The organism is Duganella margarita (assembly GCF_009857535.1).
Taxonomy (GTDB): Bacteria; Pseudomonadota; Gammaproteobacteria; order Burkholderiales; family Burkholderiaceae_D; genus Rugamonas; species Rugamonas margarita.
Genome location: NZ_WWCS01000021.1, coordinates 60,680 through 84,208 on the forward strand (window position 1 = coordinate 60,680; position 23,529 = coordinate 84,208).

At 60.7% G+C, this 23,529-nt stretch carries 27 protein-coding genes and 1 pseudogene; 11 read left to right on the forward strand and 17 right to left on the reverse strand.

Annotated features, from left to right (window positions below; all coding sequences use genetic code 11):
* Positions 1-22: 22 nt before the first annotated feature.
* From GTP55_RS24475 to GTP55_RS24490, 4 genes are all read right to left on the reverse strand, one after another.
* Positions 23-1,303, reverse strand: coding sequence for a metal-dependent hydrolase family protein (locus GTP55_RS24475; protein ID WP_161047409.1), 1,281 nt, complete (start codon positions 1,301-1,303; stop codon positions 23-25).
* A gap of 78 nt (positions 1,304-1,381) precedes the next feature.
* Positions 1,382-1,672 (reverse strand): H-NS histone family protein, encoded by a 291-nt coding sequence (locus tag GTP55_RS24480; protein ID WP_110848159.1) that lies wholly within the window; start codon positions 1,670-1,672, stop codon positions 1,382-1,384.
* A 178-nt stretch (positions 1,673-1,850) separates the two neighbouring features.
* A complete protein-coding gene (locus GTP55_RS24485; RefSeq protein ID WP_161047410.1) occupies positions 1,851-2,765 on the reverse strand; it encodes a LysR family transcriptional regulator in 915 nt (304 codons plus the stop codon).
* 45 nt (positions 2,766-2,810) lie between these two features.
* On the reverse strand, positions 2,811-5,009 hold the full coding sequence (locus GTP55_RS24490) for a TonB-dependent receptor plug domain-containing protein (RefSeq protein WP_229258149.1): 2,199 nt from the start codon (positions 5,007-5,009) through the stop codon (positions 2,811-2,813).
* Between the two features lie 157 nt (positions 5,010-5,166).
* Between GTP55_RS24490 and asd the strand changes: the two genes are divergently transcribed.
* Positions 5,167-6,042 carry an archaetidylserine decarboxylase gene (gene asd / locus GTP55_RS24495; RefSeq protein WP_161047412.1) on the forward strand — a complete coding sequence of 292 codons (876 nt, stop codon included), beginning with the start codon at positions 5,167-5,169 and terminating at the stop codon, positions 6,040-6,042.
* On the opposite strand, the gene GTP55_RS24500 is transcribed toward asd, so the two are convergent.
* The gene (locus GTP55_RS24500; RefSeq protein WP_161047413.1) at positions 6,043-6,954 is read right to left on the reverse strand and encodes a LysR family transcriptional regulator; all 912 of its coding nucleotides are present in this window, start codon (positions 6,952-6,954) and stop codon (positions 6,043-6,045) included.
* 117 nt (positions 6,955-7,071) lie between these two features.
* On the opposite strand from GTP55_RS24500, the gene GTP55_RS24505 reads away from it, so the two are divergent.
* Positions 7,072-7,671: an FMN-dependent NADH-azoreductase gene (locus tag GTP55_RS24505; protein WP_161047414.1), complete on the forward strand. Its 600-nt coding sequence runs from the start codon at positions 7,072-7,074 to the stop codon at positions 7,669-7,671.
* 24 nt (positions 7,672-7,695) lie between these two features.
* The gene (locus GTP55_RS24510; protein WP_161047415.1) at positions 7,696-8,577 is read left to right on the forward strand and encodes a pirin family protein; all 882 of its coding nucleotides are present in this window, start codon (positions 7,696-7,698) and stop codon (positions 8,575-8,577) included.
* Positions 8,578-8,705: 128 nt separating this feature from the next.
* Here GTP55_RS24510 and GTP55_RS24515 read toward each other — a convergent pair whose 3' ends face one another.
* Positions 8,706-9,122, reverse strand: coding sequence for a hypothetical protein (locus tag GTP55_RS24515; protein ID WP_161047416.1), 417 nt, complete (start codon positions 9,120-9,122; stop codon positions 8,706-8,708).
* A gap of 34 nt (positions 9,123-9,156) precedes the next feature.
* Positions 9,157-9,396 (reverse strand): hypothetical protein, encoded by a 240-nt coding sequence (locus tag GTP55_RS24520; RefSeq protein WP_161047417.1) that lies wholly within the window; start codon positions 9,394-9,396, stop codon positions 9,157-9,159.
* 141 nt (positions 9,397-9,537) lie between these two features.
* Between GTP55_RS24520 and GTP55_RS24525 the strand changes: the two genes are divergently transcribed.
* Positions 9,538-10,005 (forward strand): hypothetical protein, encoded by a 468-nt coding sequence (locus GTP55_RS24525; RefSeq protein WP_161047418.1) that lies wholly within the window; start codon positions 9,538-9,540, stop codon positions 10,003-10,005.
* Here the strand turns inward: GTP55_RS24525 and GTP55_RS24530 are convergent.
* Entirely contained in the window at positions 10,002-10,289 is a 288-nt protein-coding gene (locus GTP55_RS24530; RefSeq protein ID WP_161047419.1) for a hypothetical protein, read from the reverse strand. The two genes, GTP55_RS24525 and GTP55_RS24530, sit on opposite strands and share 4 nt — an antisense overlap.
* 2 nt (positions 10,290-10,291) lie before the next feature.
* Positions 10,292-10,915 carry a glycoside hydrolase domain-containing protein gene (locus GTP55_RS24535; protein ID WP_161047420.1) on the reverse strand — a complete coding sequence of 208 codons (624 nt, stop codon included), beginning with the start codon at positions 10,913-10,915 and terminating at the stop codon, positions 10,292-10,294.
* Here GTP55_RS24535 and GTP55_RS24540 point away from each other — a divergent pair.
* The 3 genes from GTP55_RS24540 (at position 10,914) to GTP55_RS24550 (ending at position 15,803) form a co-directional block, all read left to right on the forward strand.
* Positions 10,914-14,354: an nSTAND1 domain-containing NTPase gene (locus GTP55_RS24540; RefSeq protein ID WP_229258150.1), complete on the forward strand. Its 3,441-nt coding sequence runs from the start codon at positions 10,914-10,916 to the stop codon at positions 14,352-14,354. The two genes, GTP55_RS24535 and GTP55_RS24540, sit on opposite strands and share 2 nt — an antisense overlap.
* Complete coding sequence (locus GTP55_RS24545) at positions 14,351-14,725, forward strand: DP-EP family protein (RefSeq protein WP_110848168.1); 375 nt, start codon at positions 14,351-14,353, stop codon at positions 14,723-14,725. The genes GTP55_RS24540 and GTP55_RS24545 overlap by 4 nt, the downstream gene beginning before the upstream one ends.
* A 118-nt stretch (positions 14,726-14,843) precedes the next feature.
* Entirely contained in the window at positions 14,844-15,803 is a 960-nt protein-coding gene (locus tag GTP55_RS24550) for a M14 family metallopeptidase (protein ID WP_161047421.1), read from the forward strand.
* Here the strand turns inward: GTP55_RS24550 and sugE are convergent.
* A complete protein-coding gene (gene sugE, locus GTP55_RS24555; RefSeq protein ID WP_161047422.1) occupies positions 15,800-16,117 on the reverse strand; it encodes a quaternary ammonium compound efflux SMR transporter SugE in 318 nt (105 codons plus the stop codon). The two genes, GTP55_RS24550 and sugE, sit on opposite strands and share 4 nt — an antisense overlap.
* Before the next feature lie 208 nt (positions 16,118-16,325).
* On the opposite strand from sugE, the gene GTP55_RS24560 reads away from it, so the two are divergent.
* The gene (locus GTP55_RS24560) at positions 16,326-16,685 is read left to right on the forward strand and encodes a DUF1304 domain-containing protein (protein ID WP_161047423.1); all 360 of its coding nucleotides are present in this window, start codon (positions 16,326-16,328) and stop codon (positions 16,683-16,685) included.
* An 8-nt stretch (positions 16,686-16,693) separates the two neighbouring features.
* Positions 16,694-16,885, forward strand: a complete 192-nt coding sequence (locus GTP55_RS24565; protein ID WP_161047424.1) for a hypothetical protein — start codon at positions 16,694-16,696, stop codon at positions 16,883-16,885.
* Positions 16,886-16,887: 2 nt separating this feature from the next.
* Here GTP55_RS24565 and GTP55_RS24570 read toward each other — a convergent pair whose 3' ends face one another.
* The gene (locus tag GTP55_RS24570) at positions 16,888-17,904 is read right to left on the reverse strand and encodes a hypothetical protein (protein ID WP_161047425.1); all 1,017 of its coding nucleotides are present in this window, start codon (positions 17,902-17,904) and stop codon (positions 16,888-16,890) included.
* Between the two features lie 127 nt (positions 17,905-18,031).
* Here GTP55_RS24570 and GTP55_RS24575 point away from each other — a divergent pair, with 127 nt between their 5' ends.
* Complete coding sequence (locus GTP55_RS24575) at positions 18,032-18,322, forward strand: ArsR/SmtB family transcription factor (RefSeq protein WP_110848173.1); 291 nt, start codon at positions 18,032-18,034, stop codon at positions 18,320-18,322.
* A gap of 10 nt (positions 18,323-18,332) precedes the next feature.
* Positions 18,333-19,385 (forward strand): alkene reductase, encoded by a 1,053-nt coding sequence (locus tag GTP55_RS24580; protein ID WP_161047426.1) that lies wholly within the window; start codon positions 18,333-18,335, stop codon positions 19,383-19,385.
* A 145-nt stretch (positions 19,386-19,530) separates the two neighbouring features.
* On the opposite strand, the gene GTP55_RS24585 is transcribed toward GTP55_RS24580, so the two are convergent.
* The 6 genes and pseudogenes from GTP55_RS24585 to GTP55_RS24610 all read right to left on the reverse strand — a co-directional run.
* Positions 19,531-20,484 (reverse strand): MBL fold metallo-hydrolase, encoded by a 954-nt coding sequence (locus GTP55_RS24585; protein ID WP_161047427.1) that lies wholly within the window; start codon positions 20,482-20,484, stop codon positions 19,531-19,533.
* 63 nt (positions 20,485-20,547) lie between these two features.
* On the reverse strand, positions 20,548-21,615 hold the full coding sequence (locus GTP55_RS24590; protein WP_161047428.1) for an acetate kinase: 1,068 nt from the start codon (positions 21,613-21,615) through the stop codon (positions 20,548-20,550).
* 18 nt (positions 21,616-21,633) lie between these two features.
* Positions 21,634-22,113, reverse strand: coding sequence for a hypothetical protein (locus GTP55_RS24595; RefSeq protein WP_161047429.1), 480 nt, complete (start codon positions 22,111-22,113; stop codon positions 21,634-21,636).
* A gap of 13 nt (positions 22,114-22,126) precedes the next feature.
* Positions 22,127-22,801 (reverse strand): C39 family peptidase, encoded by a 675-nt coding sequence (locus GTP55_RS24600; RefSeq protein WP_161047430.1) that lies wholly within the window; start codon positions 22,799-22,801, stop codon positions 22,127-22,129.
* Positions 22,798-23,172, reverse strand: a complete 375-nt coding sequence (locus GTP55_RS24605) for a hypothetical protein (RefSeq protein ID WP_229258151.1) — start codon at positions 23,170-23,172, stop codon at positions 22,798-22,800. The genes GTP55_RS24600 and GTP55_RS24605 overlap by 4 nt, the downstream gene beginning before the upstream one ends.
* An 84-nt stretch (positions 23,173-23,256) precedes the next feature.
* Positions 23,257-23,529, reverse strand: a pseudogene (locus tag GTP55_RS24610) (hypothetical protein); the annotation flags it as partial.

Sequence of the window (23,529 nt, forward strand, 5' to 3'; positions counted from 1 at the left end):
TCATGAAATGGCCGGGCTCGGCTCATTGCCGACGGAAAATCATTCCGCCTTTCATGACAAAACGCACCTTGCGCAGCGCGCCGACATCCTGGGTAGGATCGCCCTCCACCGCCACCAGATCGGCCAGGTAGCCGGCACTGATCCGGCCCAATGTGGCGGACTGGTCCAGCACCGCCGCGTTGACCACGGTGGCGGCGCGCAGGGCCTCGACCGGCGTCATGCCCAGCCGCACCAGCCATTCGATCTCACGCGCGTTGTCGCCGTGGGCAAACACCCCCACATCGCTGCCGTTGCCGATGGTAACGCCCTGCTGGCGCGCCAGCGCAAAGGCGCGCGCGGCCGCCTGCATCGATGGTGTCGGCGGACCGCCGCGCTGGTATTTCTGGAAGTATTCGCTGGTGGCTTCCGGCGCGGTCAGCGTGGGGAAATACGCGACGTGGCGCTCGGCCATCAGCTTGAAAGTGGCGGCGCTGCCGCCGTAGCCGTGCTCGATGGTGTCGACGCCAGCCAGCGCGGCGCGGCGCATACCTTCGTCGGTGCTGGCGTGGGCTGCCACCTTGCGGCCGGATTCATGCGCGGTTTGCACCAGCGCGTTCAGCTCGGCCTGGGTAAAGGTGGCGTGGGAGCTGCCGTCGGCGCCGGTGCGGTAGTCGGCGTAGACCTTGATCCAGTCGGCGCCGCGCGCGCCCTGCTCGCGCACCGCCTTGACGACTTCATCCACGCCACTGGCTTCCTGCGCGCCTTTGGGCAAGTCGACATCATCGCGATAGCTGCGCGGCGACGGTCCGTAACTGCCGCTGGCGACAATCGCCCGGGTGGCGATGAATAAGCGCGGACCGGGAATCACACCATCATTAATCGCTTTTTTAATGGCGACATCGGCATACAGCGCGCCTTCGGTGCCGAGATCGCGCAAGGTGGTGAATCCGGCTTGTAATGTGGCGGCGGCGTGGCGACTGGCCAACAAAGTACGGTATTCGACCGATTCCTTTAAAACCTGGTCATCCCACGAGGTTTCGTTATATGGATGCAGTAGCACATGCGAGTGCAAATCCATTAAACCCGGGATCAGCGTGGTGTCTGGCAAGTTGATACGCTCGGCGCCAGCCGGTATTTTGATTGTTTCTATTGACCCGACTGCTGCAATCTTGCTATCGGTGATAAGCACAGCCCAGTTGGCGTGCGGCGCTCCGTCACCCGTCCACACCCGCGCGGGTGTTAACAAGGTATCCGCCGCTTGGGCGGCAGGCGAGAATAGCGCTATTAAGACGGAGAATAAGACGGTGAGACGGCTACGCTTCATGGAGTGCGCCCGAAAAAGAAAAAAGCTGGTACAGGGTTTATGCGATATAAACCCCGACTACCAGCCTTTGCTGAGGAATTACTTAATCAGATAATCTTCTTTTTTCTTGCCTTCCAGCCATTTTGGCGCGCGGCCACGGCCGGTCCAGGTCTGGCCGGTCGCGTCGTCACGGTACTTGGTTGGCACAGGAGCGCGCGGCTTCGAGACCTTGGCCTTGGCGGTAGCGCCCAGGTCGGCAATGGTCAGGCCATAATCGCGCATGATGGTGGCGATTTGCTCTTTAGCCTTGGTAATTTCGTCCTTGCGGGCGGTCTCAGCCAGATTTTCCAGTTCAGCGATCTTGGCTTTGTATTCCTGGTAAGTCGTCATCTTATTTCCTTGTTTATCGATGGGGCAGTTTTAAAAACCACAAGTGACAATGTGTGAGATTTGATAGGCGCAATTTACCATAACTTTGCTGAGATACTCCAGATATATCCTAACAAATACCAATATAGCTATAAAAAAGGATATTTTCCACAACTGTTTGGGGAATATAAATGTCGTGTCATTCACACAGTGGCCGCAACTGTATCCCGTCCGCCACCACTTTGCGGATTAAATTGGCAAGCCGGCAGGTGCCGGGACCGGCTAATTCAGGATTCGCCACCACCAGCGATAAGGACAATTTACGCCGCTGGCCAACGCGTAATGGCAAAGGCTTCAGCAAGCCCTGCTCCAGTTGCTGTTTGATCTTATGCTCGGCCAGCCAGCCAAAGCCGATGCCATTACAAATCATTTCCATCCGCGTGTGGGGACTGGTAACACTCCAGCGCTGATTGGCGTTTAGCCAGCCATGATCGCGCGGATTCAATGTCCCGGAATCGCGCACCACGATTTGCAGATTGCGGCTCAAATCATCGAGTTCCAGTTCGCGTCCCAGTGCATGCAAAGCATGGCAGGGATGGGCGACCGCGACAAATTCGATGTCCATCAGCGCATCGCCGAGGAAGCCGGAAGGGATGCGGCTGACGATGGCCAGATCGACGCGTTTCTCCACCAGCGCGTCTTCTGAACCGGACAGCACCGTCTCTTCCAGATTGACGACCGTATGCCGCGCCCAAGGCTCAAACTCACGCAGCACCTTAACCAGCAGTTCGACCGGAAACAGGCTATCGACCGCGATGCTGACTTGCGGTTCCCATCCATCGGCCAGGCTGCCGGCGAGTTGTTCCAGTTGGAATGCGTCGCCCAGCAGTTCGCGGGCTTTGTTGAGGAGCGCTTCGCCGTTGCGGGTCAGGCGCGCGCGACGGCCGTCGATTTCCAGCAATTCCACGCCCAGCTGCTCCTGCAGCTTGGCCACCATATAGCTGACCGAGGACTGACTGCGGTGTAAGGCCTCCGCCGCCTGCGCGTAGCCGCCGCATTCCACGATGGCCTGCAGGACCTGCCACTGCTCAAGCGTACTCTTGGGTATCTTCACGAGTGCATTCCACGGCGAATAGATTCACCGGGGAATCATAGCACCTCAGAAGCGGGTTTCGACCGTCACACGCAGCGTGGTCTCGCCGTTGGCCACCGTGGTGCGGTTGAGGCTGCCGTTGCTGTCGCTGTAGAGGCTTTCGGTGGTGTAGTCCTGCCCCAGCAGATTGGAGACGGCCACGCGCAGATTGTTTTGCGGATCGAGTTTCCACAGCGCATACACATCGAGGTCGCGCCGTACCGAGGTGTAGCCGCCCTGCGTGCCGCTCAGCCGCGCCAGGCCGCCGTTGCGGAAGCTGAAACTGCTGCCCGTGCTGAGCTGGCCATCCGGCGTCTTGTAGTCGACCCCCAGCGTAGCGCTGAGCGGCACTTGCTGGTCGAGACGGTTGTCCGGCCCCGGCACTACCTCCACCCGCGACCAGTTGCGGCTGACGCTGGCACGCAAGTCCAGCTTGGGCGCGTGCTCCATCAGCGCGCTGACCGGGAATTTGGCTTCCAGTTCGATGCCGCGGGTTTCGGCGCGGCCGTCGTTGATGGCGTTCGACACCCAGCGCTGGTCCTGGTAGAACAAGCCCTGGTGGGTGTAATTCTCGATGCGACGCACCGAGGCACTGGCGCTCAGCAGGCCGCCTTCGCCCCAGTAATGTTCGAACGACGCGTCCAGGCCCGTCGCCAGTTCCGGCTTGAGGTCGGGATTGCCGCGGCGGTCGGGCTCGGTCGGGCTGTTGTTGGTGGAGGTGAACTTGCGCGGAATCAGCGCGGCGGTGCTGGGCGCCTTGTAGGTGCGGGTCAGCGCCAGGCGCAACTGGTCCTTCTTGTTCGGCAGCTTGATCAGCGTCTGCATCAGCGGGCTCAGCACGCTGGAGCGGTTCTGCACCGGGTCGATGCTGCCGCCGTCGGCGCGGGTGTCCAGGCCCTCCCAGCGGACGCCGGTATAGATCGACCACAGCGGCGTGATATTCCACTCATCCTGGCCGAACAGCGCCAGCCGCGTGACCTTGGCGGTAAAGCCTTCGTCGCTGTTGATCGGCGTGGCGCCCGGCAAATCGGCGTCGCGCTGGATGCGGGTGTCGTCGCGCTGGGTGACGCCGGCGTCCCAGCCCAGCGACAGCGCGTGCTCGACCGCGTCCGGCTCGCCCTCGGCCGGCTTGCTGAACGTGAACGGCGTCGAATACTTGCCCTGCGTGCTGAAACCCTGCTCCGAACTGCCCGAATGGACGTTGCGGATCAGCGTCACCGGGCCGATGCCATTGCCGCCGATTTGCAGCGAATCGGAAGTGTTGCGGGTGTCGCTGACGGCGGCTTTCAGGTCCAGCTTGGCGCCCTCCGCCAGCTTGTGCACCCAGTTAAGGTCGGTGCGGCCGAAGACGTTGTGCGTGCTGAAGCTGCTGTCGATGCGGTCGTAATCGGGGCCGGCGCCGAAGGCCGTTTCGGTGCGGCTGTGGCTGGTGCTGGCGAAGCGCCCCCAGTTCAGGAACGACTGCGAAGTCAGCGTATCGCCGCCAGCCAGGTTCCAGTTGATGCGCGGCGACAGATTGAAACCGTCGCCGTGGCCGGCGTCCTGCCAGGTGGAGGCGCGCGATACGTTCGGGACACCGTTGGCGTCATTGCCGGTTTCCAGCGTCGGCGTGGTGCGGTCATACATAAAGCGCCAGGCATTGCCGCCAAAGGAGTACGAGGTGGAATCCTTCTTGTCCGACATTTGCAAGCTGATCGCGGGCGAGCTGGAGTGGCTGCTCTTGGCCTCGGTGAACTTGACTTCGTGCTGGGCCGGCTTGAGCGCCTTCTTCAGCACAATATTGATGGTGCCGGCGATCGACTGTGTGCTGAACTCGGCGCTGGCGGCGCGCATCACCTCAATCCGTTCAATCACATCCGGCGCCAGGCTGTCGATGGCAAAACCGGCGGGAGCGCGTTCGCCGTTGATCAGGATTTGCGTGTAGCCGGCGCCCAGGCCGCGCATGCGGATTTCGCCACCGCTGCGCCCGGCCGCGCCGCCGATGGTAATGCCGGGCAGGCGCTTGAGCACATCGTTGACCGAGGTATCGCCGTACTTCTGGATTTCCTCGGCGTTGACCACGGTCTTGCTAGCGGTATCATCGCGCCGCGCATCATATTTAGCGGCGGAGCCCTTGACCTCCACCTTCTGCATCTCCTCCTGCTTGGGCTGCTCCTCGTCGGCATGGGCGGAGGCGATGCACAGGGTAAATACACCGGCGGCGATCTGGGTCAAACGGGTAGGCATAATGCGCATCGAGCAAGTTTAAAGGTATCGAAATTATGCCTTGATTCAATAAAAATGTTCAGTATTTAGCAATAGAACGCCCTGTTTAGCGAAATTTCATAAACAGCCATGCGGAAAAAGATAACTCAGGGGTCAGCCCGCCAACCAGGGCGCTATAATGCGCGATCGTTATTGTTATGGATCTGCCACCGTGTCCCGTTTAGCCGTTTTGCCGCAATACCTGCTTCCCAAGGGAGCGCTGACTAATTTCGCCGGCCGCGTCGCCGGGGCGAAGGGTGGCGCGTACACAACCCGTCTGATCCGCTGGTTTGTCGGCAAATACAACGTCAACATGAGCGAAGCGGCCAATCCAGATATCGCCAGCTACAAGACGTTCAACGAGTTCTTCACCCGCGCGCTGCGCCCGGACGCCCGCCCACTGGCCGAGGCAGCCTACGTGTGCCCGGTAGATGGCCGCATCAGCCAGTTTGGCGATATCGAGGACGACCAGATTTTCCAGGCCAAGGGCCACAAGTTCAGCACCACCGCGCTGGTCGGCGGCGACGCCCAACTGGCTGCGCAGTTCCAGCACGGCAGCTTCGCCAATCTGTATCTGAGCCCGCGCGACTACCACCGCATCCACATGCCGCTCGACGGCAAGCTGACCCGCATGATCTACGTGCCGGGCGAACTGTTCTCGGTCAACCCGACCACCGCGCGCGGCATTCCCGGTCTGTTCGCCCGCAACGAGCGCGTGGTGTGCGTGTTCGACACCGCCCACGGCCCATTCGTGATGACGCTGGTTGGCGCCACCATCGTCGGCAGCATGGCCACCGTCTGGCACGGCGTGATCAATCCGCCACGTTTGCCGCAGGTGACCGAGTGGAAATACGACGACCAGAACATCGTGCTGAAAAAAGGCGATGAACTGGGCCGCTTCCTGCTCGGCTCCACCGTGGTGATGCTGTTCCAGAAGGACGTGCTGAAGTTCAACCCCGCGTGGCAGCCGGCAGGTCCGGTGCAGCTGGGTGAAGAGATGGCGCAGCTGAAGTAATCACACCCCGCTTGGCGCGGCGCTGTCAAAGGCCGCCTGCAACATATCGATGAAGACCCGGGTCTTGGCCGGCATCAGCCGCCGCCCCGGAAATACTGCCCAGCCCGTCACCTGCGGGAACGCCCACTCCGGCAACACCCGCACCAGCTCCCCGCGCTGCAAGTACGGCCGCGCCACTGCCTCGGTTGAGGAGCCAATGCCGATGCCGGTGGCGGCCATGCGCACCAGCAGTTCCGGCGAGTTGGCCAGCAGCCGCACCGGCAGGTCGCGCGACCACTCGACTTTGCCGCGCGTCAGATTCCAGCGAATCAGGCCATTCACGCGCGGCGGCAAACTCAGCAGATCATGCTTGTATAGGTCATCGGGATGCTCCGGCAGGCCGCGCAGATTGGTGTAGCGCGGGGAGGCGTACAACGCCCACGAGCTGAAGGTGATGCGGCGCGCCGCTAGCGAGGCGTCATCCGGCAGCGTACCCATGCGGATAGCCACGTCAAATCCTTCCGCCACCAGGTCGACCCGGCGCGGCGACAAATCCAGCTCCAGCGAAATGGCCGGGTAGCGGTCCATAAACTGGGCCAGCACCGCCCCCACCGCCACGTTGGCGAAGTCGGCCGGCATCGACACCCGCAGCAAACCACTCGGCGCCACCTGCCGGTGCTGCGCCAGCGCGCCGGCCGCTTCGGTCTCGTCGGCCACTTTTTGCGCGTGCTCCAGCAGGCTGGCGCCGAATTCGGTCAGCACCAGCTTGCGCGTGGTGCGCTGGAGTAGCCGTTCGCCAAGTTTGCCTTCCAGTAGCGTGATGCGGCGCGATACCGTCGATTTCGGCAGCTGTACGCGCTCCGCAGCCAGGCTGAAGCTGCCGCATTCCACAATACGAGCAAACAGCAACAAGTCGCCAGGGTCGATTTCCATAGGATTGTTCCATCAGTGGATGAATGTTATCCATTTTAACGGCTTCCGGATGGAATTTGAAACGGTTAAAGTTACTCCATCGACGCAGCACTCAACCAAACATCAAGGAGCAACACCATGAACATCCTGCAAATCAACTCCAGCGCCCGCAGCACCGGTTCCGAATCCACCCGTCTGGCTGATGCACTGGTCGCCAAACTCAGCGCCGCCAACCCAGGCGCAACCGTCACCCGCCGCGATCTGGCCTCGCAGCCTCATCCCGTGCTGGACGAAGTCGCCTTGCAAGCCCTGTTCACCCCGGCCGACCAGCGCAACGCCGACCAGGCCGCCCGCGTGGCGCTGGACGACGCCCTGATCGCCCAGGCACAAGCAGCAGACGTAATCGTCATCGGTGCACCGACCTACAACTTCGGCATCACCGCGCAATTGAAAACCTGGTTCGACGCGATTGCCCGCGCCGGCGTGACCTTCAAATACGGCCCAACCGGCCCAGTCGGCCTGCTGACCGGTAAAAAAGTCTACGTCGCCCTGTCGCGTGGCGGCATCCACCGCGACGGCCCGACCGACACCCAGCTGGCACACCTGAAAATGTTCCTGAGCTTCGTGGGCCTGACCGATGTGCAGTACGTATTCGCCGAAGGTCTGGGCATGGGTCCGGAAGCTGTGGCCAAAGCACAAGCCCAGGCAGACGCAGAAATCAACGCCATCCTGGCCTAAACAGTATTCACAATGGAGAACGCCATGACTGATCAAGTAACGCATCACGTAACTGCCGCACGCAGTGTTGAACGCATCATCCAGGGCCAGGCCGTCATGGACGGCGCGGGCGTGAAGATCAACCGTGTGCTGACTCAAACCCTGCAGCGCCGCCTCGACCCGTTCCTGATGCTGGACAACTTTGGCAGCGACAAAGCCAACGATTACATCGCCGGTTTCCCTAGCCATCCGCACCGCGGCTTTGAAACCGTCACGTATATGATAGAAGGCCGCATGCGCCACAAAGACAGCGCCGGCAACGAAGGCCTGCTGACCAACGGCGGCGTGCAGTGGATGACCGCCGGCCGCGGCGTGATCCACTCCGAAATGCCGGAGCAGGAAGACGGCGTGATGGAAGGCTTCCAGCTGTGGCTGAACTTGCCTGCGAAGGACAAGATGCGCGCACCGTGGTATCGCGATTTCAACGGCGCCGAGGTGCCGGTGTTTGAAACGGCCGCAGGCGCCAAGGTCAAGGTGATTGCCGGCCGCAGCCATGGCGTGGACGGCGCGGTGCAACGCGAAGTCACCGAGCCGCTGTACATCGACGTCGACCTGCCGGCCGGCGCCACGTTCGAGCAGCAGCTGCCGGAAGGCCATAACGCCTTCGTCTTCACCTACCGTGGTTCGGTGACGATCGACGGCAAGGCGGTGGCGACCGGTCGCATGGCGATCCTGGCCAACACCAAGGGCACCGACGGCGTGACCATCACCGCCAGCGAGGCCAGCCGCTTCATCCTGATCGCCGGCCAGCCGCTGAACGAGCCGATCGCGCAATACGGCCCGTTCGTGATGAATACGCAAGCCGAGCTGCACGCCGCCGTGGACGATTTCCGCGCCGGCAAACTGGGCGAAGAAGCCCAGGCGTAACAGTTACCACAGTCACCAGGCGCGGCCACCCGCGCCTGGGACTGCCGAATTCGATCTCCCTAGTTTGACCTGGCCTGTCCCGGCCTTTTCAGATTCCAAGCATCGATGACAGCACCTGTTTGATATTATTAAAATCTAAAACAGTGAGCCTGTTGTCCATCGCTTCGCATAAACGGCACGGTTAATAGTACAGAGGTCTCTCGCTGGCAATCCAATAGCATTTTTCTGCTTTCCTCCACCCCTTCTTCAATGAAGTCTCTTTTCCAAGCTCTGGCAAGCGCAACCGAAAGCGCTGTATTGGGCGCTGGATTTATCATCACTATTCTTCTAGCCGTCGAGACCTCATCGTCAAGCTGTGTATGCAATATGCCCGGCATTTTCTTTTGGGCCGAACGAACAAGAGATGCACCATCAGATGCCATAAATTGGTAGCTGGTATCGAGGTAGGTGTTGCTTATCTTCGATCCCTGAGCATGGCTTAATGATGCTACAAGCACAGAGCATGCAAAAAATATGCGTCGATTAATTTTAGCTCGATGGACCATACCTGCTCCTGACAACACCGTCTATCTCTTTCGCTCAGTTTTTCGAAGGCTGCCGAGCTATCCTTAACTGCTCTGGCTCAAGATCCGGGTGGGCTTTATGAATCGGGACCATCAGGTTGATATACATCTCTGCCATGATTTTTGCCGCTTCCTCCCGATATTTTAAAAATTCGGCTTCGGGACAGTTATTCAATACGACGCGGATAGAGGTATTGAATTTTTCACTCGCCACATCGAGGAGGGCCAACACTTCTCGGGCAACGTCTTTTTCCATAAATATTTCCTTTATTTCGGCGCCAGCCCCGTTACAGAGAACTCTTCGTCAACGGTTTCCTTGCAGTAGCGGGTTACAATCAGATTATTGACAGGATAACACTGTTGCGAAGACCTTTTCTCACCCTGCTAAAATGCCGCCATGATCCCCATTCTGATGACATGGCTGCGCCGCCTGAGCCACCTGCTCGGCTTCGAAACGGCCGACTCCTTCCCGCCCGGCCACCCGTACGAACGCACACGCTGGAACGGCGCTTATTTCGACATCGCCTCCGACGTCAAGCCCGACCAGATCGAAAACCGCCTGTGCGAAGCGATCAGCAACACGCCGCTGGTGTTCGGCTACATCACCAATCCGACGCCGCGCATGCAGCGCGCGCTGCTGGCGGTGCTGGAAGAGCGCATGCGCAACAATCGCGGCCGTGCCAGCGAACTGGCCGCGCTGCTAGTCACCACCTACGACGAAAACTCGCTCATCACCGAAGTCATCCCCGGCCTGCGTGACGCCATCATCGCCACCCGCCACGAAGACATGGGCGCCCGTGCGCGCGCCGTCATGGCCTTCCTCAGCTCAACCCAATCGCCGTTCGACGTGATCGACATGCACTAGCCGGACACGGCCATCGTCAGCACGCTGTTGGACAAAGTCAGCACCGCCGTGCACTCGGCCGGAATCGCCACATTCTGGCTGTGACAGGAATAAAAGTCGGTCACGCCCACGCGAATGTGGTCGATCGCGGCGCTGACGCCGTTGCTGATGGTGTACGCGCCCAGTACCAGATCCGGCGCAGTGACGAATTTCAGCGTCACGTCGTGGCCGGTATTGTTAAGAAACACCGTCTTGGACGGCTTGACGGTCTTGCGTGATGGGGTCTCCGTGAAGCAAATATTCATGGTCATAACACCCGGAACAGGCCAGCCGGACGCTCTGCGTGGTTGCACGCCATGCCCACGCTGATGCGCTGGCCGTCATCCACCGGCAGCGTCGCGCCGTCCAGCTGCTTCAGGCTGTAGCCGGCGTAGTCAACTGCCTCGTCCGCCAGCCAGCTGAGTGTCGCCAGCCCGCCCGCCATCATCGCCGCACAACAGGCGGCGGAACCATACACGCCGACCTGATATTGGCGCTCGGCCGCCGAGGCCGCGTCGAACGCCTGGTTCACGCCTTCAAAATACCGGGTGACCGGGCCGGTGATTTCGGCCGTGTCCGGATCGAAGTTGACCGCGAAATACACGGCCGAGCCGGACGGCTGGGTAATCACCGACTGCGCCATCAAATAGGCGGCCGCGCCGTCGGCACACCCTTGCGCCCGGCTGAAATAGCTCAGGTGCGCGTCCGGCGTTTCCCACACCGCCCCGATCTGGATACCGGCGTCGGTCAGCGCGCGCGCCTCGGCCAACGATAAGCTCTTGCCCGCCTGATGGGTGTAATGGCGGATGGCAAAGTCGATCCCCTGTTGCTTGATTGCTATCGCGTATTGCGTCAGTTCGAAAGGGGCTTTCACGCCGGTTAAAACAGTCATGGACTCTCCATTGGCATCTAAAACTTCTGTAACTATTTCTTTCGAGATAATGTTAATATCTAGATGTAATGACTTTAGGCAACTTACCAGGAAATGGCCTTCTGAAAACCTTCCGGGCGCCAAGTCATTGATTTCAAAAGCGTTATTCGAGAGCAAAGAAGGTTGGATTGTGAACCACAAGAGTTTCCGTTTTGGCGAATGGCGGGTTGATCCTGCCACGAATACGCTCAGTTGCGGTGTGTTAAACCGGCAACTGGAACCGCGCGCGATGGATGTGCTGTTGTACTTATGCCGCCATCCGCATGTGGTCGTTTCGGCCGAAACGCTGCTGGATGCGTGCTGGGGCAACGTCTCGCCGAGCGACAACGCCATCCATAAAATCATCACCCAGTTGCGCCGCGCGCTGGACGATTCCGCCGCCGAACCGCGTTACATCGAAACCATCCGCAAGCGCGGCTACCGCCTGCTGGCCGAACTCAGCTACGACGATGAAGTCAGCCAGGGCAGCTGGCTGCACGCCTCGCCGTTCCGCGGCCTGGAAGCATTTGAAGAACAACATGCGGCCATCTTCTTCGGCCGCAAACTCAGCGTCGACCAGCTGGTGCAAGTGGTGGTGGCGCAAGCCCAGGCCGCCTGCGCGATGGTGCTGGTGCTGGGACCGTCCGGCGCCGGCAAGACGTCGCTGGTGCAGGCCGGGCTGATTCCGGCGCTAAAGGCCGGCGCCGCACCGGCCGAGTCCGGCATTGCCATCAGCAGCCACGTGCAGCTCGATTGCGCCGACATGGGCCAGTCCGGCCTGCTGGAAACTTTGGCCAGCGTGCTGCTGGATGCCGAAATCGGCGAGCGGCTGCTGTTTGAAAACACCAGCGCCGCCGCCCTCGCCCAGCGCCTGGCCAACGATTTGCCGGGGCTAATCGAGCAATTGCAGGCACGCCTGCCGGCAATCCAGCTGCTGCTGTTTATCGACCGCTTTGAAGCCGTGTTCCGGTTGCCGCATATCAGCGACGCCGACCGCGCCGTCTTCATCAACGTGCTGGACCAGCTAGCACGCTCGGGCACCATGCAACTGGTGCTGGCCTGCCGCAATGACTTCTATCCGCACCTGGCGTCCTATCCGGCGCTGATGAATCTGAAACTGAGCGGCGGCCACTATGACCTGACGCCGCCCGGCAGCGCCGACATCGCCCAGATCGTCCGTCACCCGGCGCAAGTGGCGCAACTGCGCTACACCGTCGACGACAAGGGCGAGGGTCTGGACGACGTACTGTGCCACGCCGCCCGTTCCGGCCCGGACAGCCTGCCGCTGCTGCAATACTGTCTGCAAGAGCTGTACCGTCAGCGTACGCCAGATGGCGAACTGACGCATGCGGCTTTCCACGCCATGGGCGGTCTGGAAGGCGCGATCGGCGCCCGTGCCGAGCAGGTGATTTCCGCCTTGGGTGCGGCCCAGATCGCCGCCCTGCCCCATGTGCTGTCGCAACTGGTGCTGGTGGCCGAGGATGAGTCGACCGTCAGCTCGCGCCGCGTGCCGTGGTCGGCGCTGCGTAACGATGCCGAAAACAAGCTGGTGCAAGCGCTGGTGGACGCCCACCTGTTCGTCAGCGACCTGCAAGGCGGCGCGCCAACTTTCGGCATCGCCCACGAAGCCCTGCTACGCCGCTGGCCGCGCGTGGTGGAATGGATCGAAGAACATCGCCAGGCACTGCAAATCCGCAGCCGCATCAGCGCGCAAGCCAACCGCTGGCAGGACAGCGGCCGCAAGCGCGACATGCTGCTACCGTCTGGTACTCAGACCAATCAGGCCCGCCAGTTGCTAGCCACCAGCAGCTTCGGCCTCACGCCACAAGAGCAAAGCTTCATCCAGTCCTCACTACAAAGCGAGCGGCGTGGCGAACGCTTGCGGATGGCAGTGATGATCGTTGTCACCAGCCTGGCTTTATTGGCGGCCGGCCTAGGAATCGCCGCTCGCTCTGCCCAGACTCAAGCAGAAGCGCGCAGCGCAGAAGCTGAGGATTTAATGGGATACATGCTGGGGGACTTTGTAGAGAAGCTGCGTCCCATAGGCAAACTCGATTTGCTGGACAGCGTCAGCAATCGCGCACTGAAATATCTTTCTGATCCGTCGCGCTCTACAGATACCGCCGTTGCCCAAGCTCAGCATGCAAGATCGTTGCAGCTTATTTCAGAAGTGAGGATTTCCCGTTCAGATCCGCTGGGCGCCAGTGCAGCGCTAAGTGTTGGACGGGGTATTTTGCAACGGCAGTTGCAAACGAGACCAAACGATCTTTCCTTGCTAAAAAGTGCTGGAGAAAACGCGTTCTGGCTGGGACAAATTGATTTTGACCAGAAAAACTGGGACAAAGCACAGCTGTATTTCAACGAATACTTAACGTATGCAAACCGCCAAGCTATCGTTGCGCCGAATGATGTCAACAGCTGGATAGAGCAATCTTATGCACACAACACTCTGGGAACATTAGCCTGGCAGCGCGGTGACATTCGGAGCGCCGCGAAGGAGTTCGAACTTTCAGTCGAACTCAAGACACGTGCATATGCGGCCACGCCCAAAGATAACCAGCTGGCTGCGGATCTTGCAGATAGCCTGTCCTGGCAGGCGACTGCTCAAATTCAGTTCGGGCAGCTAACGCATGCCGCATCACTGTACGAGCGGGCGCTGGTTCTCCTGCAGTCGCTTCATCTGAGTCATCCGACAGATACGTCCTGGGTTGACCATCTTACTGGTGCGCAGTTACGCCAATCCGAGTTAAAACAAGCGATGGGCGACATGGCCGGCAGCCATCTCGACGCAGAAAGAGCATTCGCTTTACTGCAAAGTATGGTTGAGAAAGACCCGAGCAACAGCAACTGGCAACGCAAGATGTACATCGCAGAATTACGAGTGTTAGACACCAACCAGGATCAAGATCTCACAAAGGCTTTGGTGCACCTGGAAAAGCTGGAGAAAATATTTTCAGATCTCAGCAAACAAGAACCAAAAACAATCAATCGACAAGTGACTGTTGCGGTGGTTCAGCAAAGGAAAGCCGCGATTCTTACGCAACTAGGCAAGCTTGATTCGGCTGCAGTGGCATTGAAGCCTGCTTTAGACAAGTTGAATCAACTGTACCTGACCGCATCCGCCGATATAACCATACGCAAATCACTCATTGACTCATTGCTGCTGAGCGCTGAGCTAAGTTCAATGCAGAGTTTGCCTGACGCCGTCAAGCCTTGCGAACAGGTTCGCACCTTGCTTCGTCCAGTAGTCAATGGCAGCGCCGATTTTCAACTCCTCGCGCCATGGGTTCAAGCCCATCTTTGCTTGAACAAAAGTGAAGAAGTAAATCCGGTTAAAAGGCAGCTCGATGCAATGTCGTACCGAGACCCTGGCTATTTAAGTTACGTTTCCACCCACCCACAAAAGAAGGCCACTTTATGAGTATGTATCCCGCAACGACATCTTTCGTTAATATTCTGGTGTTTGTCAAACCAGACGAAACCGCTCCTGGTGGCTATAAAGTGGTTACATCGCCGGCAGCACCACTTATTACGGAAGTTGATACCGTGATCAATTATCAGATCTTTGACTCTGACGGCTATAACATCGTTTTCACCGGTATGACTGTAAGCCCTGAAATCAACAACCAGCTCAGCGAGGAAAGTGTCAGTGTCAGTGGCAAGCTGCTGACTTTCAGCGACGCCAATACCGAAAAGGTCGATCTGAACATTACGCTTCAGTTCCAAGACAAAGACAATCCTAAGCTGGTATTCTCCCACGACCCGCAAATCATTAACCATCCACCGACCTGATAGTTAGGCTTCAGCTGCCAGCTCTCAGGGAGCTGGCAGTTTGCTGAAGTGCTCAGCAACGAGCCGTGAAGTTCCCATCAGTAAAACTATTGCCTCGTACTCTGGCTTGAGAGACGACATGATCGACGTTAACAAATTGCAGTTCTCCTGTAAGAACTTCGGTGGTCAATTTCCAGGCATTCGTCTGATCGCAACCGCTGCGGTGCACGGCGATGAAACTTGTGGTACCAAAGCAATCCTACGGCTAATGCAGGAGTTGGATTCTGGCACGTTTGCCATACAGCGCGGCAGCGTGACGTTTGTGCCGGTGACAAATCCACTGGCGTACGCCAAGGGCGAGCGTACAGGCGAGCGCAATCTCAATCGTAATCTTTTTCCAAACGCTGATCCGCAGGATTTTGAAGACCGTGTGGCCAACTGGCTGTGCCCTCTTCTAGCGCAGCATGACGTGCTGCTGGATCTACATTCGTTCAATGCGGCGAGCGAGCCGTTTGTCATGGTCGGGCCGCGCAATAATGATGGGCCGTTGGAGCCTTTCAAGCATGAGCAGCAAGAGCGTGCGTTGGCCAAGCGGTTGGGCGTGCGCCGGTTTGTTGATGGCTGGTTGCGGACTTACGGCGATGGCGTGCAACGGCGCATGAGTGGCAGCAGTGAATTACAGACCGTACTGCGCTACGGCATGGGCACTACCGAATACATGCGCTCGGTCGGCGGATATGCGCTGACGCTGGAGTGCGGGCAGCACGATGATCCGCAAGCGCCTGAGGTGGCGTATCGCGCCATTTTGAATACGCTGGCGTTCCTCGGCATGATTGACGCGCCTGGGCCGGAACCGGTAGCGCCGGAGCAGATGGAGGCGCTTAGCATGGTCGCCGTCTACGATAAACAGCACGCTGACGATACCTTCAGCCGCAACTGGTCCAGTTTCGATCCCGTCAAGCAAGGCGAGGAAATCGGCCGGCGCGCCGATGGTACGCCGGTGTTGGCCGAGTTTGACGGCCGAATTCTGTTCCCGGACGCGGCCGCCGAAGCCAATAGCGAATGGTATTACCTCACCCGCCCTAACCCTTCGTTTTAAGCGTTGGAGATCTTCAGGCCGATGATGCCGCCGACAATCATGGCGATGCACGTCAGCCGCATCACGCTGGCCGGCTCGTTCAGCATGACGATGCCGTAGATCACCGTGCCGACCGTGCCAATGCCGGTCCAGATCGCATACGCGGTTCCCAGCGGCAGCGTGCGCAGCGCCAGGCCCAGCATGCCGACACTGCCGGCCATCGCAGCCAAGGTCAAGGCGGATGGCAGCAGTTTGGTAAAACCTTCGGTGTATTTAAGACCGACCGCCCACACGACTTCCAGCAGGCCGGCCAAGATGAGAATAATCCAGGTCATGACAAACTCCTCGTTGCGGCCAGGTCGTCCAGGCCAAGTGAAACGCCGCAACGGGCGTCGTGTTTCCGGTCCAAGGCGGGGTCGTCCCCACAGAAACACAAGAGCCGGAACTATAGCATTGCGACAAAATTGGTGCCCGGCCTCTAGCCGCGACTGCCTTACGCAGGCGATAATGTTCCTTCAACATTGATAAGAACAAGGAGACCCCATGCATTTAGCCGCCCAGATCGTCACCGCCCTGGTGGCGCTGATCCATGTGTACATCGTCCTGCTGGAAACCGTGCTGTTCAATTCGCGCGGCCGCCGGGTCTTCGGTCTCAGCAAGGAGAAAGCCGAAATCGTCCAGCCGGCGATGTCCAATCAGGGCTGCTATAACGGTTTCCTGGTCGCGGCGCTGGTGGTGGGCTTGCTGCATCCGGATGCCGCGATTGCGTCGGCCTTCACGGTGTTCGGTCTGGCGTGCGTGGCGGTAGCCGGCGTGTGGGGCGGCGTGACGGTCAAGCGTTCCATCCTGCTGATTCAAACCCTGCCGGCCGCCATCGGTCTGGCCCTGCACTTTGCGGCCTGAGCATGCAGATGAAATTAAACGCAGTTCTGCTGACCGTGGCCGCCGTGGCGCTGGTGTTCACCGGTTACAAGGAGATGAACCGCAAACCGCAAGTGCACGCCGTCAACGACGATGCGTGCACGCAGCAAGCAATCAAGGGCATCGACAACATTACGGAGCGGGCGATTCAATCGTCCAAGTGCGCGCAGCGCGGCAAGTAGGTCTATTTACGCAGACTCGGCAAGGTGACGATCGCCGAGGGTGCTGCCGTCGTTTCCGTTGCCGGCTTGGCGCCGGTGCCGCGCAGCGCCAGCAGCCAGCCGACGCCTTCAAACCAGAACGGCGAACCGAGCGAGGCGGCGAATGCGGTGGCGATCCAGCCGATGAGCGCGAACAGCAGCGCCATCGTGATGGGACCGAAGCCTTTCACGCCTTCAAAGCGCGCGGATGGCCAGCCGATCGGCAGCTTCTGCACTTCCTCCGCTTGCGCCTTGGCTTGCCTGGCCTTGGCGACGCCGGATGCTGGATCGGTTGGCAGTCCCGGCGGCACGGGCGGTTTGGCGTCTTCCGCCTTTTGAATCAACTGCGTCGTCAGCGCCGCATCGCTCCACAGGCGCTGCGACAATTGCAGCGCGTCGATGTTCATCGCGACCGCATACACCAGCCCCACCAGAAACAGCACGAACTGGGAGCGCCGCTTGTACCAGCCGCTGATGCGGTCCATCACGGTGTCGTACCAGATGCGCACGGCGTTTTCCAGCGCCGCCACATCGTCCGGTCCTTCGCCCATGATGGCCAGCAGTGTTTTGGTCAGGCCTTCGTTGCCGATGCTGTTGAGTAGCGCGGCAGCCGTCTTGCCCTTGCCGTATTTGGCCGTCAGCGTCGAGACGAAGGCCCGCGCAAAGATCGCCGAGGGAATGTAGGACGGCATGCGTCCCTGCTGCGCCATGCCGGTAATCAGCGGATGGCGCATCACTTCGGCCGTCAGCGATTGCGATCCCAGTTTCTCCAGCCCGAAGCCGCCGCGCAGCCTGAACAGCCGCAGGATCGAAGGCCCGATGCCGCGCAGTTGCGGCTTGGCGCCGGATTCGTGCAGCAGAGTCAGTACGCCGTCCAGCAGCACTTTGGCGCGCGTCTGGAACAGCGACGCGATCGCTTCGCGCGTGGCGCTGCACAGCAGGCTCACCGCCAGAAAAGTGTAGGACAGCCCTACCGCCACATCCAGGTAATGACTCGACATGCCAGCCTCGTTAGATTTACAACAATATTCCCATAACATAAAGGATTTTTCGGCCGCCAGCACGTTTTTCTTTTATATCGTAAGATCACGATATTGAAATCGGAAAAACACGATACATATACCCAGCATGGACATCGACGCTATCCACAAAGCCCTCGCCAATCCGATCCGGCGCCAGATTCTGGCGTGGTTGAAGGAACCCGAGGTATTTTTTGCCGAGCAACAGCACCCGCTGACGTTGGGCGTGTGCGCCGGCATGATCGACCGTCGTGCCGGGCTATCGCAATCGACCATGTCGGCCCACCTGGCCGTGCTGGTCAAGGCCGGGCTGGTGACGTCGCAGCGCGTCGGCCAGTGGAATTATTTCAAACGCGATGAGGCGCTGATCCAGGCCTTCATCGATCAAATGCAACTATAGGAAACTCATCATGCCAACTCTGTTCGATCCGATCACCATCGGCGATATCACGCTGAAAAACCGTATCATCATGGCACCGCTGACCCGTTCGCGCGCCTCCGAAGGCCGCGTGCCGAACGCGCTGATGGCCAAGTATTACGAGCAACGCGCCACCGCCGGCCTGATCCTGAGCGAGGCGACCGCCGTTACGCCACACGGCGTCGGCTATGCCGATACCCCAGGCCTGTGGTCGGATGAACAGGTGGAAGGCTGGAAACAGATCACCGCCGCAGTGCACGCCAAGGGCGGCGTGATCTTCGCCCAGCTGTGGCACGTGGGCCGCATTTCGGATCCAAGCTTCCTGAACGGTGAGCCGCCAGTGGCGCCAAGCGCGATTGCGGCCGACGGTCACGTCAGCCTGCTACGTCCGCAACGTCCATATCCTGTGCCACGCGCATTGGAAACCGAAGAACTGGCCGGCATCGTTGCCGCCTACAAGAAAGCGGCCGAGAACGCCAAGAAGGCCGGCTTTGACGGCGTGGAAATCCACGGCGCCAACGGCTATCTGCTGGACCAGTTCCTGCAAAGTAAAACCAATCTGCGCACCGACAACTACGGCGGTTCGGTCGAGAACCGCGCCCGTCTGATGCTGGAAGTGACCGATGCCTGCATCGAGGTATGGGGCGCCAACCGTGTCGGCATGCACCTAGCGCCGCGCCGCGACTCGCACGACATGGGCGATGCCAACCCGGCCGAGACCTTCGGCTACGTAGCGCGCGAGCTGGGCAAGCGCAAGATCGCGTTCATCTTTACCCGCGAAGCGCTGGGCGAAGACAGTCTGTCGCCATTGATCAAGAAGGAATTCGGCGGCGTGTTCATCGCCAATGAAAAGATGGACAAGGTCGTGGCGCAGGAGTTGCTGGACAGCGGCAAGGCTGATGCTATCGCTTTCGGTAAGGATTACATTTCCAATCCAGACCTGGTGGCGCGTCTGCAAGCCAACCAGCCGTTGAACAAGTGGAATGCCGATACGTTCTATGCGGTGGGCGCTACCGGTTACACCGACTATCCGGCCCTGGCGTAATCAGTATGGATTCCCGCCTGCGCGGGAATGACGTTGTGCCCTTGGCGGCGGGAATGACGTTGTGCCCTTGGCGGCGGGAATGACGGGGTTCGGCGGACGCGGACTGACGTCGTTCCCGCGCACGCGGGAACCCATGCTCAGCTTGCTAGCGCGGCTGCGTGTAGCTGACTGGCACAAACACGTAGCCGCTCTTGCCATTGGCGCGCACATGCCCCAATCCGGGGAATGACAGGTGGGCGGCGCCGATCAGGTAGCCGTCCTTGGCGGCGGCGGCAAAGGCTTCCTTGCGTTCCGAGGTCGCCACTTTGCTGTCGCTGTCGAACGAGATGCCGACGTTTGGATCGTCAAACTGCACCGCCTGTACGTGCAGCAAATCTCCCAGCAATACCAGCTTCTGCCCCTTGCTCTCCACCACATACGTGATGTGGCCCGGCGTATGGCCGCCGTTGAAATACGATTTAATCCCCGGCACCAGCTCGCTGTTGGCCACGATAGGCTGGAACTTGCCCGCCTTGACGTAAGGGTTGATCGACACCATCGGTCCCTGGAAATTATCCTTGGCCTCGCCCGACGCTTTGTCCAGATTGGCCGGATTCAGATAGTAGTCCGCATCCAGCTTGCCGGCGCGAACGATCGCATTCGGAAACACGCGCTGTTCGTTGGACGCCAGTCCGCCGACGTGGTCGCCATGCATGTGGGTGATGTAGATCTCATCGACCTGCTCCGGCTTGTAGCCGGACGCCTTCAAATTACTCAACAGTTGCCCCAGCGTCGGACCGAACAGGCTGGCCGCGCCGGTATCGATCAGCACCAGCTTGCTGCCGGTATTGATCAGGAAGCCATTGACCGAGGTCTGCAGCGGCACCTTCTGGAAGGATTTGGCCAACGCGGCATTGGTCTTCTCCGGCGGCTGCTTCAGCAGCTTGTCAACCGGCAGGTCCAGCGTACCGTCGTTGAGCACGGTCACCTCGAAGTCGCCCAGCGTGGTGCGGTAAAAGCCCGGCGCCTGGAAGCGCGCCATCGGTGCGCCGGCCTGGACTGCCGTGGTGGCGACCAGCGCCGCAATCACGGCCAAAGGTTTCAGAATACGCGTGGACATGGCTCCCCTTGTTTTGAAAATTGTCAGGAGCACTACAATACCTCAGATCCATGCGGAGCACGATTAGAAAGTGAACGGCAGCCGCAGCGACAGTTGCACATCCGGCGTATCACGCGTCAGCCCGGCACCGACGGCGATGTTGAGGGTGCGCTTGTCGTTGATGCGATACGAAAAGCCCAGCAGCAGCGTGCCCAGCTGGGTGCGCACCGAACCTTGCACCGGCGCGCCGTTCTGCCGCGTGCGTGCGATCGAGCTGTGGTCGTAACCAAAGCTGATCAGCGCGCGCTCGTTCAAGGCCAGCCCCAGGCCGAAATTAAAGCCCAGCACATCGCCCGGCGCCACCGTGCCCAGCGGCTCCAACTCGCCATTCAGCACCTTGCGACTCAGGCCGCTGCGCTTGAAGTTCTTCAGGTAGCTGACGCTGCCGAACAGGATGGCCGGGTCGCTGGGATACAGCCAGGTCAGGCTGGGCTGCACCGCATAAAACCCGGAGCCGGTCGGCAGTTCCAGCGGCAGGCCGGTGCCGGTGGCGTTCGGCCCCACGCAGCGCTGGCTGCAATCGGTCACCACGCTGAACGGATCGGTGCCGGTGCGTGACTTGACGCGCAGGCCAGCCACGTAATACGCGCGGTCGGCGCCGCCGTCGTTCAACTGGTAGCGCAAGGCCAGTTCGGCATCGCCGACGCCGCGCCCGCTGGTGTCGAATACGCGGTCGACGCCGGTGCCGGTGAAGATCTCGCGGCTGACAGTGGAGTCGCTGCGGTACACATACGGCACCTTCAGCTCCAGTTCCGCGCGGTTGCTCAGACCGTAACGGGCGGTCAGCGCGCCAGTGGTGGTGTTGCGCTTGACCTCGCGCACGTCCACCAGGCCGATCAGCAGCGCCGGAATGATGGTGTACCCCACCAGCACCACGCGGTTGCTCGACGAATAGCCGAACTGCAGCGACGGTTCCAGCACCAGCTTGCCGCGCGGCGTCAGCACGCCGGGCTGCTCGAACAGCGGCGCCACCGCCGGCGGCCGGCCGTCGTCGGCGGGCGCGGTCCCCACCGGATTTTGCGCCTGCGCCGCCGCGCCGCTGCACACCAAGATCGCCAGCACGCTGGCCCGCCGTTTCGCACTCGCACGCATCGCCGCTCCTCAAGTTGGTTACTTGACGACCGCTGCGCTCAAGGCATCCCGCAAACTGCTTTCAAAATTAGCCGCCTTGAGCATGGCCAGATTGCTGACGGTGGTGGAGATTGTCGTCTGGCTGCGTATCGCCTGATCGTTGACGCTGTTCTGTATCAACAACGCCCCCAGTCCCTGCGTGGCCAGCGGCGCGACCAGGTTGCCGGCGCCGTTCTGGACCACCACGGCGGCCAGCGCATCGCTGGCCATCGCGGCTTCCGCAGCACTCAACTGTGTCATATCGGGGATGGAAAAATGGGTACTGGCTACAACAGTGCCATTGATCGAAACCAAACGTTCGACACCTAGCGATACCAGCAAGCCGTCACCCAGCGCAAAGCCGCCGCGCACCTGCTCCAGTTCGCCATCGTCGACGGCGGCCCAGCCAGCGGCGACATCGGTGGCGCCGGCGCTGCCGGCCAGCAGCGCGATTAGCAGGGGCAACGAGCGGATCCGCATGGCCTCCTCCGTATCAGAAATTGCCGCTGCCGTTCTTGGGCAGCGTCAGGTCGGTCAGGCTGCCGCGATTGATGGCGACGTCCAGCGGCGCCTGCGGCGCCACGCGCCACTCCCCCGGCTGGTTGAAATGCGGCTGGCCGCTCCAGTTATGGATCACGAACAGCAGCCGGTCCGGCCACATGGCGTCGAAGGCGGCGCGGCGCACCGCGCGCGTGCCGCTGGCCGGATCGCCGATCAGCACGCGCTGCGGATCCATGCCCTTGACCACCACAAAGTGCATATAGCCGTTCTCGACGATGCGGACAATGGCGGGGAAACGTGCCTCGGCCAGCTTGTCCAGCGGCTGCCGGTAGCCATCGGCGATAAACCCGCGCTGCGCCAGGTAGCGCTTCATGTCCAGCAGCGAAAAGCCTTCGCGCTGGATGGTCGGCTGGTCGCCCTGCGCATACATGGCGGCAAACACCTGCTCCTCGGTCACCGGCGTGTCGTAGTGGTAACTGAGCAGCGTCGCCACGGCCGCCGAGCCGCAGCTGAAGTCGTGCTGCTGGCGCACCGTCGAGCGGAAGCGCGCCTCCTTCAGGCTGGTCACGGGCACCGCATAGCTGGCGCCGCCAATGCCGGGCAGGTCCGCCGCCGCAGCGGGGCCGGAGCTCACTGCGGCCAGCAAGACAATGGTCAGGGCTTTCATTGCATCTGGATGTTGATGATGGTGGCGTTCTGTATCAGCACATTGGCGCCGGAATTCTGTATCGCTACCGGCAGGCCGGAAGCGTTGCTAAAGGAACCACTGCTGATGGCATTGGCTCCGGTGACGACGTTGACCGCCGCGTTGCCGCTGACGGCGCCGTTCAACTGCATGTCATTGGTGACCGTGTCGGCGCCGCCGCGCAGACGCGCCAGCCGCGCGACCGGCATCGGCGCAGCATCGAAACCGGGCGGGTCAGCCAGCGTAACGATCACCTCCGGCACCAGCGGCGCCAGCGTCGTGGCCGGCGGCGCCTGCACCTCGGTCAGCGGCCCGGCGCCAGCCTGGCAACAGGCGGCACACGCCAGCCACATCCAAGCGTTTTTTCCTGGTATTTGCATCATTGCTCCTTCTCTCGACAGCGGGGCACGCCATGCCGCGCGCGCCCCGCGCCCTGCTTAGCGGCCTACCGCCAGGTTGGACTGGACGTTCACGCTTTGCTGCACCAGCGAAGCGATGCCGCTATTCTGCGACGCCACCATGATGCCGGCGGCCGACTGCCCAACGCTGGTCATGGTGTTGGACATATTGAAGGTGCCGGCATTGACGGCGATGCTGCCGCCCGCACCGCCGGTACCGCCCATGCCGACGCCGCCAGTAGCCGCGCCACCGGTGTTGGCGCCGCCCGACCCGCCGGCGCCGCCGGTATTGCCGCCGCCACCGGCGCCACC

Bases quoted from the DNA above. Each gene is read 5' to 3' on its own strand.
- GTP55_RS24540 (WP_229258150.1), top strand. From the start codon at position 10,914: ATGGACTCTCCATTGGCATCTAAAACTTCTGTAACTATTTCTTTCGAG.
- GTP55_RS24605 (WP_229258151.1), bottom strand. From the start codon at position 23,172: ATGTGGCTGGCGTGTGCCGCCTGTTGCCAGGCTGGCGCCGGGCCGCTG.
- GTP55_RS24575 (WP_110848173.1), top strand. From the start codon at position 18,032: ATGGACATCGACGCTATCCACAAAGCCCTCGCCAATCCGATCCGGCGC.
- GTP55_RS24500 (WP_161047413.1), bottom strand. From the start codon at position 6,954: ATGGAAATCGACCCTGGCGACTTGTTGCTGTTTGCTCGTATTGTGGAA.
- GTP55_RS24590 (WP_161047428.1), bottom strand. From the start codon at position 21,615: ATGCGTGCGAGTGCGAAACGGCGGGCCAGCGTGCTGGCGATCTTGGTG.
- GTP55_RS24595 (WP_161047429.1), bottom strand. From the start codon at position 22,113: ATGCGGATCCGCTCGTTGCCCCTGCTAATCGCGCTGCTGGCCGGCAGC.
- GTP55_RS24580 (WP_161047426.1), top strand. From the start codon at position 18,333: ATGCCAACTCTGTTCGATCCGATCACCATCGGCGATATCACGCTGAAA.
- GTP55_RS24490 (WP_229258149.1), bottom strand. From the start codon at position 5,009: ATGCCTACCCGTTTGACCCAGATCGCCGCCGGTGTATTTACCCTGTGC.
- GTP55_RS24505 (WP_161047414.1), top strand. From the start codon at position 7,072: ATGAACATCCTGCAAATCAACTCCAGCGCCCGCAGCACCGGTTCCGAA.
- GTP55_RS24535 (WP_161047420.1), bottom strand. From the start codon at position 10,915: ATGACTGTTTTAACCGGCGTGAAAGCCCCTTTCGAACTGACGCAATAC.
- GTP55_RS24475 (WP_161047409.1), bottom strand. From the start codon at position 1,303: ATGAAGCGTAGCCGTCTCACCGTCTTATTCTCCGTCTTAATAGCGCTA.
- GTP55_RS24480 (WP_110848159.1), bottom strand. From the start codon at position 1,672: ATGACGACTTACCAGGAATACAAAGCCAAGATCGCTGAACTGGAAAAT.
- GTP55_RS24560 (WP_161047423.1), top strand. From the start codon at position 16,326: ATGCATTTAGCCGCCCAGATCGTCACCGCCCTGGTGGCGCTGATCCAT.
- sugE (WP_161047422.1), bottom strand. From the start codon at position 16,117: ATGACCTGGATTATTCTCATCTTGGCCGGCCTGCTGGAAGTCGTGTGG.
- GTP55_RS24565 (WP_161047424.1), top strand. From the start codon at position 16,694: ATGAAATTAAACGCAGTTCTGCTGACCGTGGCCGCCGTGGCGCTGGTG.
- GTP55_RS24545 (WP_110848168.1), top strand. From the start codon at position 14,351: ATGAGTATGTATCCCGCAACGACATCTTTCGTTAATATTCTGGTGTTT.
- GTP55_RS24515 (WP_161047416.1), bottom strand. From the start codon at position 9,122: ATGGTCCATCGAGCTAAAATTAATCGACGCATATTTTTTGCATGCTCT.
- GTP55_RS24520 (WP_161047417.1), bottom strand. From the start codon at position 9,396: ATGGAAAAAGACGTTGCCCGAGAAGTGTTGGCCCTCCTCGATGTGGCG.
- GTP55_RS24525 (WP_161047418.1), top strand. From the start codon at position 9,538: ATGATCCCCATTCTGATGACATGGCTGCGCCGCCTGAGCCACCTGCTC.
- GTP55_RS24530 (WP_161047419.1), bottom strand. From the start codon at position 10,289: ATGAATATTTGCTTCACGGAGACCCCATCACGCAAGACCGTCAAGCCG.
- GTP55_RS24570 (WP_161047425.1), bottom strand. From the start codon at position 17,904: ATGTCGAGTCATTACCTGGATGTGGCGGTAGGGCTGTCCTACACTTTT.
- asd (WP_161047412.1), top strand. From the start codon at position 5,167: ATGCGCGATCGTTATTGTTATGGATCTGCCACCGTGTCCCGTTTAGCC.
- GTP55_RS24600 (WP_161047430.1), bottom strand. From the start codon at position 22,801: ATGAAAGCCCTGACCATTGTCTTGCTGGCCGCAGTGAGCTCCGGCCCC.
- GTP55_RS24510 (WP_161047415.1), top strand. From the start codon at position 7,696: ATGACTGATCAAGTAACGCATCACGTAACTGCCGCACGCAGTGTTGAA.
- GTP55_RS24585 (WP_161047427.1), bottom strand. From the start codon at position 20,484: ATGTCCACGCGTATTCTGAAACCTTTGGCCGTGATTGCGGCGCTGGTC.
- GTP55_RS24550 (WP_161047421.1), top strand. From the start codon at position 14,844: ATGATCGACGTTAACAAATTGCAGTTCTCCTGTAAGAACTTCGGTGGT.